Source organism: Rickettsia sp. MEAM1 (Bemisia tabaci) (assembly GCF_002285905.1).
Classification (GTDB): domain Bacteria; phylum Pseudomonadota; class Alphaproteobacteria; order Rickettsiales; family Rickettsiaceae; genus Rickettsia.
In genome coordinates this window covers 328,517-341,523 of sequence record NZ_CP016305.1, presented here as the reverse complement: position 1 = coordinate 341,523, position 13,007 = coordinate 328,517, and the positions used below count along the sequence as shown (strand labels likewise).

The following is a 13,007-nucleotide window of genomic DNA, read 5'->3' as shown; positions in this document are numbered from 1 at the left end:
TGTATATAGGAGCTTGTAATTTAATACCTAAAGTAATACAAGCTCGATCTCCAAGCGACAAGCCTTTATGTTGAGTATATGATTGTAATTGAGCTGTATGAGCAGCTTGGGCACCGTCAAGTTAAGTAAATTAGTGTCACAAAGTACTATATTTTTAGATTTCAGACAGCAAGAAGTCTTTGAGTAGCTTCATCCCAAATGGATTTAGCGGACGCAAATGCAATTCTTTGCTCAGATGCTGTTTTAGTATATCTTCCAACATTTACAGCAAATATATTTCTGACTTTTCCCATCAGTGATAATGTACATTGTGCTGAATTAGGATGCTTAAATTTAATCAGTATCTTCTCTTTTCTCCTAGTTGGCTGATGGGCATTCTCAATCCGATTATTTAGTCTTTTATCGGTACGATGCTTAGTCCTAGGACACATATACCTAACTGGTTTAATGTAGCTTTTTAGCTTATCAGTCACAATAACCCTTGGACATGGATAATTACCCAATAATCTTGATAAAAAGCGAATAGCTGATTTCTTGTTACGACGCTTCTGCAGTAATACTTCTAATTCATGTCCCTCAGAGTCAACAGCTCTCCATAATATGAATACTTCACCTTTGATCTTGATATTCATCTCATCCAAATGCCATTTATCAGTTGGCTTTCGCTCTCTCTTACTAATAACATCTTGAAAATAAACTACAAACTTATAACACCAAAACCTTACAGTCTCATGACTTAATATAATACCTCGATAAGCCATCTGCTCTTGAACATCTCGGTAACTATTATTAAAGCGATGATATAACCATACTGTATGGCTAATAATGCTTGCTGGAAAACGATGTCTATTCGGGGCTTGAGTAATATGCATAGCGGTAAAATCTAGGATAAATTGTTACTGCTATTCTATAAATCATTCCCTGTAATTGCTCAATACTTAATTTATACCTCCCTTAACTTGACGGTGCCTAGAGTAATTATAGAACCTAAAATTGAACTAAGTAATAATACATCTGATAAAATACATATATATACTGTTGATGATAGTGAATATAAGCTTACTGGAGATATACCTTATTCAGCATAATTAGATGTTCAAATAAAAGTGAGAAGTAAATTTGCTAACTTGATGCTAAAACCTCAAAACCTTGATTATACCTTGCGTCCGCCGTTTGATACATTCATACAAATAGCAAAAAATGAAGAATGGCGCACCCGAGAGGAGTCGAACCCCTAACCTTATGATCCGTAGTCATATACTCTATCCAATTGAGCTACGGGTGCTAAATCCTAAAGAAGGATATATAAAAGCTTATAGTTTGTCAAGAAACACTTCAGGTTAACGATTTATACTTACTCTTTACCAAATAAAACGGCACCGTCAAGTTAAGGGAGGTATAAATTAAGTATTGAGCAATTACAGGGAATGATTTATAGAATAGCAGTAACAATTTATCCTAGATTTTACCGCTATGCATATTACTCAAGCCCCGAATAGACATCGTTTTCCAGCAAGCATTATTAGCCATACAGTATGGTTATATCATCGCTTTAATAATAGTTACCGAGATGTTCAAGAGCAGATGGCTTATCGAGGTATTATATTAAGTCATGAGACTGTAAGGTTTTGGTGTTATAAGTTTGTAGTTTATTTTCAAGATGTTATTAGTAAGAGAGAGCGAAAGCCAACTGATAAATGGCATTTGGATGAGATGAATATCAAGATCAAAGGTGAAGTATTCATATTATGGAGAGCTGTTGACTCTGAGGGACATGAATTAGAAGTATTACTGCAGAAGCGTCGTAACAAGAAATCAGCTATTCGCTTTTTATCAAGATTATTGGGTAATTATCCATGTCCAAGGGTTATTGTGACTGATAAGCTAAAAAGCTACATTAAACCAGTTAGGTATATGTGTCCTAGGACTAAGCATCGTACCGATAAAAGACTAAATAATCGGATTGAGAATGCCCATCAGCCAACTAGGAGAAAAGAGAAGATACTGATTAAATTTAAGCATCCTAATTCAGCACAATGTACATTATCACTGATGGGAAAAGTCAGAAATATATTTGCTGTAAATGTTGGAAGATATACTAAAACAGCATCTGAGCAAAGAATTGCATTTGCGTCCGCTAAATCCATTTGGGATGAAGCTACTCAAAGACTTCTTGCTGTCTGAAATCTAAAAATATAGTACTTTGTGACACTAATTTACTTAACTTGACGGTGCCTATATTTGCTACAATATAAATTTGCTTACATAAAAATTTTCAAAGGTTTGGTATAATTTAGCTTGAAAGCTGTTATAGCTTTGTTATAATCAACTTTACAAAACAAAAAAGGTTAATAAAATGAAAAATTTATTGAAAATTCTATTAATTCTAGCTTTTTCAGCACCAGTATTTGCTTCTTCAACAACAACTACTACCACTACAACATTTGATACAACAGTTACAACTGATCAAATAAAGGATATGAGTACTGATGCTCAAAAAGCTTGGGTAAATAGTTTATTAGCAGCTCCAAATGCTCCAGAATTATATAATAATTTAAATTCTGATGTTCAAAAGTGGGTTGTAGAAAATACTACTGCTGACCAACAAAAAGTTTTAGGATTAATCAATAATATTTAATTTTTAAGCACAGCGTCATTGTGAGGGATTGTAAGGAACGTGGTAATCTCATAGGCATTATAGAACTATTTAGGTTGCTTCGTTAATTTACTTATTAACAAATTCTTCACAATGACGAGTAATTTTTTATCCCTCTACTTTTCTCACTTTAGATTCTTTACAAAAAATAATAAAAAATTCTTATATTTTACTGTAAAAAGAAGTAATATCATCTATTTTGATATTTCTTGAGTTCTGTGATCATTGTACGGCACCGTCAAGTTAAGGGAGGTATAAATTAAGTATTGAGCAATTACAGGGAATAATTTATAGAATAGCAGTAACAATTTATCCTAGATTTTACCGCTATGCATATTACTCAAGCCCCGAATAGACATCGTTTTCCAGCAAGCATTATTAGCCATACAGTATGGTTATATCATCGCTTTAATAATAGTTACCGAGATGTTCAAGAGCAGATGGCTTATCGAGGTATTATATTAAGTCATGAGACTGTAAGGTTTTGGTGTTATAAGTTTGTAGTTTATTTTCAAGATGTTATTAGTAAGAGAGAGCGAAAGCCAACTGATAAATGGCATTTGGATGAGATGAATATCAAGATCAAAGGTGAAGTATTCATATTATGGAGAGCTGTTGACTCTGAGGGACATGAATTAGAAGTATTACTGCAGAAGCGTCGTAATAAGAAATCAGCTATTCGCTTTTTATCAAGATTATTGGGTAATTATCCATGTCCAAGGGTTATTGTGACTGATAAGCTAAAAAGCTACATTAAACCAGTTAGGTATATGTGTCCTAGGACTAAGCATCGTACCGATAAAAGACTAAATAATCGGATTGAGAATGCCCATCAGCCAACTAGGAGAAAAGAGAAGATACTGATTAAATTTAAGCATCCTAATTTAGCACAATGTACATTATCACTGATGGGAAAAGTCAGAAATATATTTGCTGTAAATGTTGGAAGATATACTAAAACAGCATCTGAGCAAAGAATTGCATTTGCGTCCGCTAAATCCATTTGGGATGAAGCTACTCAAAGACTTCTTGCTGTCTGAAATCTAAAAATATAGTACTTTGTGACACTAATTTACTTAACTTGACGGTGCCTAATAAAGATATTTCTCCTAAAAAACTCTCTTTCTGCTTTTTATTACTAACCATCAGGATTTTAGGTTGAGCTGAAATAACAAAATCATGATCACCAAATAATTTAAACTTATAATAAATAGCAGCCTCTAGGCTTGTATTTTTTTTATTTATAAATTTATCTTTTTTATATAGGAAGCTCATACCTATATTCTGATTATCGGTTATGCTGTACTCTATACAGATATTTGCTAATTGCACATCTTGATAGGATAATAATTCCAGTATTTTCTGCTCTAATTTTTTTATTTGCCGTAGAATTTTTGCTTGAAGATTAGGTTGATTTTTTACTTCTTCAAGATATTGCCTAAGATATATTATTCTATTATTTACATGTAAAACAGTTTCCTCTCTTTGCTTTTTTTCATTTTTTGAGATTCTATTAGTTTTATTTCCCCCTATAATGTATCTATATCTGCCTTGTTCTAACAGCCATGCGGAAGCATGTGCCGTATTAATATCAAAAACAATTATAATAAATATGAGACAGCAATATAGCTTTAATATCATAACCGCTTAAATTTAAAAAACGCATTATAATAATAATTATAAGTTGAGTAAAGTATTAAATGAAAAATTTTTTGTGTGAGTAAAAAAAACTTATTTTATAACTCAAAATATGCTATAATATGAGTTATAAAATAAACATTTATAGCTCATGATATGGAATTGGCAGCATAAAGATTGGCCTAATTTTAAATATGATCAGAAAAATATTTCTGATTTGGAAAAACGTTTTATCAATAATAGTGGTGTTCTTTTAGGGGCAACTAAACATCTTTCGAAATCTGATAAAGATAATTTAGTTGTGATGCTTGCAAGTGATGAAGCATTAAATAGTTCTGAAATTGAAGGGGAATATTTAAATAGAGACAGCTTGCAATCCTCTATAAAGCGTTATTTTAATATAGCAAAGGATAATAGAAAAGCTTCGCCTGCGGAAAATGGTATCTCAGAATTGCTTGCCGACATGTATTATTCATATGATCAGCCTTTAAGCCATGATTGTTTGTTTCGTTGGCATGAAATGTTAATGAATGGTATAAAAGATTTAGATGCTATAGGAAAATATCGCATCCACCTAGAGCCAATGCAGGTAGTTTCAGGCAAATATCATGAGCCTACTATTCATTTTGAGGCACCGCCATCTGATATTGTACCAAAAGAAATGGATAGATTTATAGAATGGTATAATAATATTACGGATTCTATTACTCCACTTACTAAAGCTGCTATTGCCCATCTTTATTTTGAGTCTATACATCCGTTTGAAGATGGTAACGGAAGAATAGGTAGAGTTATCACTATAAAAATGCTATGTCAAAATATAGGAAAACCAATATTAATAGCTTTGTCTCACGTAATAAATCAGGAAAAAAAGTTATATTATAATGCTTTAGAAAATAACAATAAAAGTTTAGAAATTACTGACTGGATATTATACTTTGTTAAAACGATAATTAAAGCTCAAGATTATACTTTGCGTAATATTGAGTTTTTAATAAATAAAACAAAATTTTATGATAAGTTTAAAGATACCTTAAATACAAGACAAGAAAAAGTCGTTAAAAGAATTTTTGAAGAGGGGGGAGAGGGCTTTAAAGGTGGTTTGAGTGCTAAAAATTATCTAAACATCACTAAAACCTCTAAAGCCACTGCTACAAGAGATCTACAAGAATTGGTAGAAATGCAGGCATTTATTAAAACCGGCGAACTTAAAGCTACAAGGTATTATATTAATTTAGAAAATTAGAGTAAAATTAACTTTATTGTGTGCCTAAATTAAGAAGAAGTATCTTCATCTATGAGGGTGTCAGGAAGTTTGTGTAAGTTGTAAAAATAGTTAAGAATAAAAATAACATAAACAACTTACATGGAGCTAATATGAAGAACAATAACAAAGTATCAAATCCAGCTATAGAAAAATTAGTATCAGAAATACTATCACAAAGTGATCCATCTGAAATATTTGGTAAAGAAGGGATATTTCAGGGAATTAAAAAGCAGATAGTAAATAAGATTTTAGAGAAAGAAATGGAATCTCATATAGGTTATGAGAAACATTCTAAAAATGAGAAATACTCAGATAACAGACGTAATGGTAATTATGAAAAGACTCTAATAGATCCAGAAGGTCGTAAATTGACAGTAGAAGTGCCAAGGGATCGGGATGGAGAATTTGAACCTCAACTAATTCCAAAAGGAGTGCGTAAATTTGAAGGATTTGATGATAAAGTAATATCCTTATATGCTCGGGGAATGACCATTAGGGAAATACAAGGGCACTTAGAAGAACTATATGCCACCAAGGTATCATCTGAGTTAATATCAAAGGTAACTGATGGTATTTTAGAGGAAGTAACTGCTTGGCAGAATAGAGCACTTGATAATGTATATCCTATAATGTACTTAGATTGTATTCATGTTAAGGCAAGAGATAATCATGTAATAATAAATAAAGCGGTTTATCTAGCTATTGGAGTGAATATGGAGGGCAAGAAAGAGCTATTAGGAATTTGGATAGGCAAGAATGAAGGGTGTAAATTTTGGATGCAGGTAGTAACAGAACTGAAGAATCGAGGAGTTGCACAAATATATGTTGCATGTGTTGATGGTCTTAAGGGTTTTCCAGAGGCGATAAATAGCATTTTTCCAAAGACGATAGTGCAGTTGTGTATTGTTCATATGGTAAGAAATTCTGTAAAATACGTATCATACAAAGATCTAAAAGCGGTAACAGCTGATTTAAAAGCAGTTTATTCTGCAATAAATGAAGCAGAGGGATTAAGAGAATTACAAAACTTTGCCAAAAAATGGGATGAAAAATATCCAGTTATTTTTGACATATGGCAACGAAATTGGTCTGGCATAGCTCCATTTTTTAGCTTTCCGGAAGACATTAGGAAGGCGATTTACACTACTAATGCTATTGAATCCACTAACCGTCAAATTCGTAAAATTATTAAAAATAAAGGAGTATTTCCAGATGACAAATCGATTCAGAAAATAATCTTTTTGGCGTTGACAAATGCCTCTAAAAAATGGACAATGCCTATTAAGAATTGGGCGATGGCTTTAAATCAATTTGCTATACTTTGTGATACTAATTTACAAAATTGGGCAAATGGAGAAATCGTACTTACACAAAAAATCTGACAGACCCTCATCTATATATTATTCTTTATGGCACCGTCAAGTTAAGGGAGGTATAAATTAAGTATTGAGCAATTACAGGGAATGATTTATAGAATAGCAGTAACAATTTATCCTAGATTTTACCGCTATGCATATTACTCAAGCCCCGAATAGACATCGTTTTCCAGCAAGCATTATTAGCCATACAGTATGGTTATATCATCGCTTTAATAATAGTTACCGAGATGTTCAAGAGCAGATGGCTTATCGAGGTATTATATTAAGTCATGAGACTGTAAGGTTTTGGTGTTATAAGTTTGTAGTTTATTTTCAAGATGTTATTAGTAAGAGAGAGCGAAAGCCAACTGATAAATGGCATTTGGATGAGATGAATATCAAGATCAAAGGTGAAGTATTCATATTATGGAGAGCTGTTGACTCTGAGGGACATGAATTAGAAGTATTACTGCAGAAGCGTCGTAACAAGAAATCAGCTATTCGCTTTTTATCAAGATTATTGGGTAATTATCCATGTCCAAGGGTTATTGTGACTGATAAGCTAAAAAGCTACATTAAACCAGTTAGGTATATGTGTCCTAGGACTAAGCATCGTACCGATAAAAGACTAAATAATCGGATTGAGAATGCCCATCAGCCAACTAGGAGAAAAGAGAAGATACTGATTAAATTTAAGCATCCTAATTCAGCACAATGTACATTATCACTGATGGGAAAAGTCAGAAATATATTTGCTGTAAATGTTGGAAGATATACTAAAACAGCATCTGAGCAAAGAATTGCATTTGCGTCCGCTAAATCCATTTGGGATGAAGCTACTCAAAGACTTCTTGCTGTCTGAAATCTAAAAATATAGTACTTTGTGACACTAATTTACTTAACTTGACGGTGCCATCAGTTGGCTTTCGCTCTCTCTTACTAATAACATCTTGAAAATAAACTACAAACTTATAACACCAAAACCTTACAGTCTCATGACTTAATATAATACCTCGATAAGCCATCTGCTCTTGAACATCTCGGTAACTATTATTAAAGCGATGATATAACCATACTGTATGGCTAATAATGCTTGCTGGAAAACGATGTCTATTCGGGGCTTGAGTAATATGCATAGCGGTAAAATCTAGGATAAATTGTTACTGCTATTCTATAAATCATTCCCTGTAATTGCTCAATACTTAATTTATACCTCCCTTAACTTGACGGTGCCTCTATGCTTGTAAATAATATTCCTTTGCCATCAAAATTTAAACCTCATAAACTTACTGGTGATTACTACTTAAAATGGGAGTGTCATATAGAACCAGATTGGTTGTTAGTTTATGAAATAAAAGAAGACGTAGTTATTTTATACTGGACAGGGACTCATTCTGATTTATTTTAAATACAAAAAAAACTAAAGAATAAGCTAGAAACTTATTCTTTAGTTGGATTATCTAGATAAATCTGTTTTTTAACAATTTACACAAAAATTATGATTGACTCCTTTGTTGAGATTGTTTAGCGTTTCGTTCTCTTCTAGTTAAAACTTTTTTACTTCTAGTACTAACATCGCTAGCCCATCCTGAATCAGTTCCGCTATCACTATTACTTCTTTCGCTATCGCTATATGCTGTTGCTGATTTTATTTTATCTAGAGTAGCTTTCATAAGATCAAATATTTCTTTATTACCATCTTTATTTTCAGGTATGGTTTTGTTAAGCTTAGGTATAGGTTTACCATCTGCGTCATATTCAACTTTTTTAAGGTTAAATCCTCCCTGTATTTGTTTCATTAAATTTGTAGTATCTACTGCTGGGCGAGGTTGGTTAGTTTCTTTAGTCTTTTGAGGTGTTGATGTAGCGATATTATTACCAACAGGCGGAGGTGGTGGTGTAGGAATATTACTTTTAGGCTCAGGAGGCGGTGGCGGAACATTACCTGTAGGCATAGGTGGTGGAGGCGGTGGTGGTACATTAGATGCAGCAGTTTCTATATTTTTATGCTCAGTAGCTTCTGCTTTTGACACAGGGGGTGGCGTAGGAATATTATCTGTAGGCATAGGTGGTGGAGGCAGTGGTGTAAAAGTTTTTTCTTCAGTTACAGGAGGTGTTGTAGATATAGCATTGTTAGGCAATACAACAGCAGTTGGTTTAGTTTCAGCAGATTGCAATTGAGCAGCACTCGCTTGTTCAGTTATATTATTCGTATCTTTTACGTTTATATGCTTTTGAAGATTTTCTCTTATATCCTCTAATCTTTTACTATCTGGTAATTTTGAAATTATATTTTCAATATCTTGCTTTTTATTACTAACTAGTTCAAAAAACTTATTATTAGCTTTATGTAATTTTTCTTCTATCTTTATAATAGTTTTAGTATTGTTTTCTTTATTTTTAGCTAAAACTTGCTCACTATTATTAACAAAAATGTTTTTGATTTTTTGCCAGCTATTATTTAATTTTTCAAAAAATGTGTAAGGTACTTCCTCTCTAATTTCAGCAACTTGTTTTTGTATTTTTTTGAGCTCTTCAATATTAGAATTTTCAGTCAATAAATTTAGGACATTTTGTTGGATGACTTTTAAATCGTTATGCTGATTTTCTAATTCTTCTGCATTAGGGAAATGCAGAGGTTTAGACATAGGTAATTGAGCAAATTTTTGTGGGTTAGCTGCATATTCATTATTGAATAAATTGCTAAGCCTTTCACGTTGATCTTTAGATAAGTCTTTTTTTGCTAAATCATCAAAATTTTTTCTAAGTTCCTTTTGTAACTCTTGTTTTAAAGGACCGGACTTATCTGCTATAGATAATATAGTATTGTCTATACGCTTTAATAATTTATTGTTTTGTTCTATAGCGTCTTTAGCTAATTGTTCCTCACTTTTTACAAAAACATATTTTATATTAGAGACTGTATTTATAAGTTTTTTAAACCAAGAAAGAGATTTAATATGCTCTTTTTTTAGTTCTTTAACTTCTTTCTGTATTTCAATAAAGCCTTGTAACTTTTGATTATGTTCGCACAGCTCATTTAGGTTACTTAGTACTTTATCTAATGCTTCTTTTTCTTGATTTAAGTGATGATCAAGCTCAGTTATCTTTGCCATATAAACCCATTATAATTTAATGAGACATTATAATGAGTTCAAACCTTGAAATCAAATAAAAATTAATGTTTTTTAATACGTTAGCGGCATAAGTATTAACGTAATTTAAGAGACGATAATCCAATAAGGACAAATATGAGAGAGATAATCCAGAATCTTATTACGACTTTTGATTCTGCCCAGCCGCTTTTTTCAAAATGATGATGCAATGGTGCCATTTTAAATATTCGCTTTCCTTTGGTAGCTTTAAAGTAATATACCTGCATAATCACCGATATTGTTTCAATAACAAATAATCCGCCAACAATGCCTAAAACTATTTCATGTTTAGTAATAACGCTGATAATTCCAAGTACACCGCCAAGGCTTAAGCTACCGGTATCACCCATAAAAACTTCAGCCGGTTGTGCGTTAAACCATAAAAATCCAAGACAGCTACCTACTATACTTGCACAAAAAATCGTTAATTCTCCAGTATTTGGTAGGTAAGTTAGTTGTAGATAATTTGAGTAAATTAAATTTCCGACTAGGTAGCTTATTAAAGCAAAAGAACTGGCAGTTAAGGCAATAGGAACTGTTGCGAGTCCATCCAGTCCATCAGTGAGGTTAACAGCATTAGAAGCACCGACTATAACGAATATGGCAAAGAATATATATAAATAACCAAGGTCCATACTTAAACTTTTAAAAAATGGCACGTTAAGCATATGACTAGGGCTATCGATTGTATATTCTAGTAAAATACATACTATTAAGCTAATGATACCTTGAAGTAAGAGTTTACTTTTTCCCTTTACGCCATAATGGTTATTTTTAGTTACTTTTGCATAATCATCAAGAAAACCGATAATACCGAAGCTAATAAAACCAAATAATGTAATCCAAATATATTTATTGGTTAAATCGGCAAGCAATAAGGTAGAAAAACAGCTGGATAATATAATCATAATACCGCCCATAGTAGGAGTGCCGGCTTTTGCTTGATGTGATTCAGGACCATCTAAACGTATCGGTTGACCATGTTTTTGAAGAGCTTGTAAAAACTTTATTAATCTTGGACCAATAAGAAAACTGAGGCTAAGAGTAACTAGAACTGCAAGCCCGCTACGAAAGGTTATATAATGAAATAAGTTAGCTATATGTGAATTATGAATATAAGGTAGTAAGAGGTTGTATAACATATTTTAGTTTAATTAAAAATAAAAATTTATTGAAAGTGTTATTTGGTTGCTTGATTGGCTTTATTTTATGATTTTGATGTCATTCCCGCGTAGGCGGGAATCCAGTAACTAAAAATTCTAAACACAGTAAATTTTTAAAATTAAAAGTTCTATTTATCTCACTTTATCCTAGATTCCCGCTTCCGCGGGAATGACATCGAAGCAGTTTTTGGGTTATACAACAATACCAGTCAAGTCACGGTAACACATTAGATTATACTAATTTACTTTAGTGTAATAATCAATAATCTTGTCAAGTTTTATTCCTCTAGAACCTTTTATCAAAATAAGCTCATCATTTTTGAATAAATCATTTGTAGATGCAATTAATTCATCAATATTTTTAAAATATGCTTTAGTTATTTTTTCGGCACCGTCAAGTTAAGTAAATTAGTGTCACAAAGTACTATATTTTTAGATTTCAGACAGCAAGAAGTCTTTGAGTAGCTTCATCCCAAATGGATTTAGCGGACGCAAATGCAATTCTTTGCTCAGATGCTGTTTTAGTATATCTTCCAACATTTACAGCAAATATATTTCTGACTTTTCCCATCAGTGATAATGTACATTGTGCTGAATTAGGATGCTTAAATTTAATCAGTATCTTCTCTTTTCTCCTAGTTGGCTGATGGGCATTCTCAATCCGATTATTTAGTCTTTTATCGGTACGATGCTTAGTCCTAGGACACATATACCTAACTGGTTTAATGTAGCTTTTTAGCTTATCAGTCACAATAACCCTTGGACATGGATAATTACCCAATAATCTTGATAAAAAGCGAATAGCTGATTTCTTGTTACGACGCTTCTGCAGTAATACTTCTAATTCATGTCCCTCAGAGTCAACAGCTCTCCATAATATGAATACTTCACCTTTGATCTTGATATTCATCTCATCCAAATGCCATTTATCAGTTGGCTTTCGCTCTCTCTTACTAATAACATCTTGAAAATAAACTACAAACTTATAACACCAAAACCTTACAGTCTCATGACTTAATATAATACCTCGATAAGCCATCTGCTCTTGAACATCTCGGTAACTATTATTAAAGCGATGATATAACCATACTGTATGGCTAATAATGCTTGCTGGAAAACGATGTCTATTCGGGGCTTGAGTAATATGCATAGCGGTAAAATCTAGGATAAATTGTTACTGCTATTCTATAAATCATTCCCTGTAATTGCTCAATACTTAATGTCCCCCTTCGGGGATCAAAAATCCCTCGCCTTTAGGCGAAGGGAAGATATAATGAAATTGCTTTAGCAATGAATTTATATCAAGAAATATGAGAAGTTATAGAAAGAATAGTCATAGTCAGTATGATTTAAAAGTGCATCTTATATGGATACCAAAATATAGGAAGAGAATATTGATAGGCAAAGTATCGGAAAGGACTAGAGATTTACTGAGGCAGATTTGTATGGAACATGAAGTACATATAATTTCAGGGAAAATATCATGTGATCACGTACATATGTTTATCTCATATAAGCCGCAAATATCTCTTAGCAAGTTAGTACAGTATTTAAAAGGCATTAGCTCAAGAATTTTATTGCAAGAATTTACTCATTTACGAAAACAATTTTGGGGCAATCATTTGTGGGCTAGGGGCTATATGGCAGTCAGTTCAGGTAATATAACTGATGAAATGATACAGCACTATATTGATGAACAGGAAGGTGAACCTGTGAATGATGATCGATTTCTAATCGATTCCACTTTATAACCCCTCAGCTTATAGCTGA

The 13,007-nt window shown here is 32.5% G+C and carries 15 protein-coding genes, 1 tRNA gene and 1 pseudogene; 9 read left to right on the top strand and 8 right to left on the bottom strand.

Translation table 11 applies throughout. The features are described from left to right. Positions 1-161 precede the first annotated feature (161 nt). Complete coding sequence (locus BA173_RS01785; RefSeq protein ID WP_095568243.1) at positions 162-872, bottom strand: IS6 family transposase; 711 nt, start codon at positions 870-872, stop codon at positions 162-164. A 21-nt stretch (positions 873-893) separates the two neighbouring features. On the opposite strand from BA173_RS01785, the gene BA173_RS01780 reads away from it, so the two are divergent. Then, on the top strand, positions 894-1,088 hold the full coding sequence (locus BA173_RS01780; protein WP_095568261.1) for a hypothetical protein: 195 nt from the start codon (positions 894-896) through the stop codon (positions 1,086-1,088). Positions 1,089-1,208: 120 nt separating this feature from the next. Here the strand turns inward: BA173_RS01780 and BA173_RS01770 are convergent. Next, positions 1,209-1,285 (bottom strand) — tRNA-Arg (locus tag BA173_RS01770). Between the two features lie 188 nt (positions 1,286-1,473). Here BA173_RS01770 and BA173_RS01765 point away from each other — a divergent pair. The 3 genes from BA173_RS01765 (at position 1,474) to BA173_RS01755 (ending at position 3,696) form a co-directional block, all read left to right on the top strand. Continuing rightward, complete coding sequence (locus BA173_RS01765; protein ID WP_095568243.1) at positions 1,474-2,184, top strand: IS6 family transposase; 711 nt, start codon at positions 1,474-1,476, stop codon at positions 2,182-2,184. A 172-nt stretch (positions 2,185-2,356) separates the two neighbouring features. Next, positions 2,357-2,638 (top strand): DUF2673 domain-containing protein, encoded by a 282-nt coding sequence (locus BA173_RS01760; protein ID WP_068791201.1) that lies wholly within the window; start codon positions 2,357-2,359, stop codon positions 2,636-2,638. 347 nt (positions 2,639-2,985) lie between these two features. After that, a complete protein-coding gene (locus BA173_RS01755; RefSeq protein WP_095568260.1) occupies positions 2,986-3,696 on the top strand; it encodes an IS6 family transposase in 711 nt (236 codons plus the stop codon). Here BA173_RS01755 and BA173_RS08885 read toward each other — a convergent pair. After that, positions 3,671-4,297 carry a hypothetical protein gene (locus tag BA173_RS08885; RefSeq protein WP_322101066.1) on the bottom strand — a complete coding sequence of 209 codons (627 nt, stop codon included), beginning with the start codon at positions 4,295-4,297 and terminating at the stop codon, positions 3,671-3,673. The genes BA173_RS01755 and BA173_RS08885 overlap by 26 nt on opposite strands. Before the next feature lie 148 nt (positions 4,298-4,445). On the opposite strand from BA173_RS08885, the gene BA173_RS01745 reads away from it, so the two are divergent. From BA173_RS01745 to BA173_RS01735, 3 genes are all read left to right on the top strand, one after another. After that, positions 4,446-5,540: a Fic family protein gene (locus BA173_RS01745; protein ID WP_068945242.1), complete on the top strand. Its 1,095-nt coding sequence runs from the start codon at positions 4,446-4,448 to the stop codon at positions 5,538-5,540. A 131-nt stretch (positions 5,541-5,671) separates the two neighbouring features. After that, positions 5,672-6,943: an IS256 family transposase gene (locus BA173_RS01740; RefSeq protein ID WP_068042377.1), complete on the top strand. Its 1,272-nt coding sequence runs from the start codon at positions 5,672-5,674 to the stop codon at positions 6,941-6,943. Between the two features lie 127 nt (positions 6,944-7,070). Continuing rightward, entirely contained in the window at positions 7,071-7,781 is a 711-nt protein-coding gene (locus BA173_RS01735; RefSeq protein WP_095568243.1) for an IS6 family transposase, read from the top strand. Here the strand turns inward: BA173_RS01735 and BA173_RS08955 are convergent. Further along, complete coding sequence (locus tag BA173_RS08955) at positions 7,756-8,055, bottom strand: hypothetical protein (RefSeq protein WP_095568259.1); 300 nt, start codon at positions 8,053-8,055, stop codon at positions 7,756-7,758. The two genes, BA173_RS01735 and BA173_RS08955, sit on opposite strands and share 26 nt — an antisense overlap. A 101-nt stretch (positions 8,056-8,156) precedes the next feature. On the opposite strand from BA173_RS08955, the gene BA173_RS01725 reads away from it, so the two are divergent. Next, entirely contained in the window at positions 8,157-8,327 is a 171-nt protein-coding gene (locus BA173_RS01725) for a type II toxin-antitoxin system YafQ family toxin (protein WP_016947893.1), read from the top strand. An 88-nt stretch (positions 8,328-8,415) separates the two neighbouring features. On the opposite strand, the gene BA173_RS01720 is transcribed toward BA173_RS01725, so the two are convergent. The 4 genes and pseudogenes from BA173_RS01720 to BA173_RS01705 all read right to left on the bottom strand — a co-directional run bounded on the left by BA173_RS01720 (position 8,416) and on the right by BA173_RS01705 (position 12,387). After that, positions 8,416-10,035 carry an Arp2/3 complex-activating protein rickA gene (locus BA173_RS01720; RefSeq protein ID WP_068041856.1) on the bottom strand — a complete coding sequence of 540 codons (1,620 nt, stop codon included), beginning with the start codon at positions 10,033-10,035 and terminating at the stop codon, positions 8,416-8,418. Positions 10,036-10,130: 95 nt separating this feature from the next. Continuing rightward, positions 10,131-11,216 carry a phospho-N-acetylmuramoyl-pentapeptide-transferase gene (gene mraY, locus BA173_RS01715; protein ID WP_016947728.1) on the bottom strand — a complete coding sequence of 362 codons (1,086 nt, stop codon included), beginning with the start codon at positions 11,214-11,216 and terminating at the stop codon, positions 10,131-10,133. Positions 11,217-11,474: 258 nt separating this feature from the next. Next, positions 11,475-11,621: pseudogene (locus tag BA173_RS01710) on the bottom strand (UDP-N-acetylmuramoyl-tripeptide--D-alanyl-D-alanine ligase); the annotation flags it as partial. A 55-nt stretch (positions 11,622-11,676) separates the two neighbouring features. Then, positions 11,677-12,387, bottom strand: coding sequence for an IS6 family transposase (locus BA173_RS01705; RefSeq protein WP_095568243.1), 711 nt, complete (start codon positions 12,385-12,387; stop codon positions 11,677-11,679). Positions 12,388-12,547: 160 nt separating this feature from the next. On the opposite strand from BA173_RS01705, the gene tnpA reads away from it, so the two are divergent. Further along, positions 12,548-12,988, top strand: coding sequence for an IS200/IS605 family transposase (tnpA, locus tag BA173_RS01700; protein WP_095568239.1), 441 nt, complete (start codon positions 12,548-12,550; stop codon positions 12,986-12,988). Positions 12,989-13,007 lie beyond the last annotated feature (19 nt).

Bases quoted from the DNA above. Each gene is read 5' to 3' on its own strand.
- tnpA (WP_095568239.1), top strand. From the start codon at position 12,548: ATGAGAAGTTATAGAAAGAATAGTCATAGTCAGTATGATTTAAAAGTG.
- BA173_RS01785 (WP_095568243.1), bottom strand. From the start codon at position 872: ATGCATATTACTCAAGCCCCGAATAGACATCGTTTTCCAGCAAGCATT.
- BA173_RS01765 (WP_095568243.1), top strand. From the start codon at position 1,474: ATGCATATTACTCAAGCCCCGAATAGACATCGTTTTCCAGCAAGCATT.
- BA173_RS01745 (WP_068945242.1), top strand. From the start codon at position 4,446: ATGATATGGAATTGGCAGCATAAAGATTGGCCTAATTTTAAATATGAT.
- BA173_RS01755 (WP_095568260.1), top strand. From the start codon at position 2,986: ATGCATATTACTCAAGCCCCGAATAGACATCGTTTTCCAGCAAGCATT.
- BA173_RS08885 (WP_322101066.1), bottom strand. From the start codon at position 4,297: ATGATATTAAAGCTATATTGCTGTCTCATATTTATTATAATTGTTTTT.
- BA173_RS01760 (WP_068791201.1), top strand. From the start codon at position 2,357: ATGAAAAATTTATTGAAAATTCTATTAATTCTAGCTTTTTCAGCACCA.
- BA173_RS01725 (WP_016947893.1), top strand. From the start codon at position 8,157: ATGCTTGTAAATAATATTCCTTTGCCATCAAAATTTAAACCTCATAAA.
- BA173_RS01735 (WP_095568243.1), top strand. From the start codon at position 7,071: ATGCATATTACTCAAGCCCCGAATAGACATCGTTTTCCAGCAAGCATT.
- BA173_RS01740 (WP_068042377.1), top strand. From the start codon at position 5,672: ATGAAGAACAATAACAAAGTATCAAATCCAGCTATAGAAAAATTAGTA.
- BA173_RS01720 (WP_068041856.1), bottom strand. From the start codon at position 10,035: ATGGCAAAGATAACTGAGCTTGATCATCACTTAAATCAAGAAAAAGAA.
- BA173_RS08955 (WP_095568259.1), bottom strand. From the start codon at position 8,055: ATGCATATTACTCAAGCCCCGAATAGACATCGTTTTCCAGCAAGCATT.
- mraY (WP_016947728.1), bottom strand. From the start codon at position 11,216: ATGTTATACAACCTCTTACTACCTTATATTCATAATTCACATATAGCT.
- BA173_RS01705 (WP_095568243.1), bottom strand. From the start codon at position 12,387: ATGCATATTACTCAAGCCCCGAATAGACATCGTTTTCCAGCAAGCATT.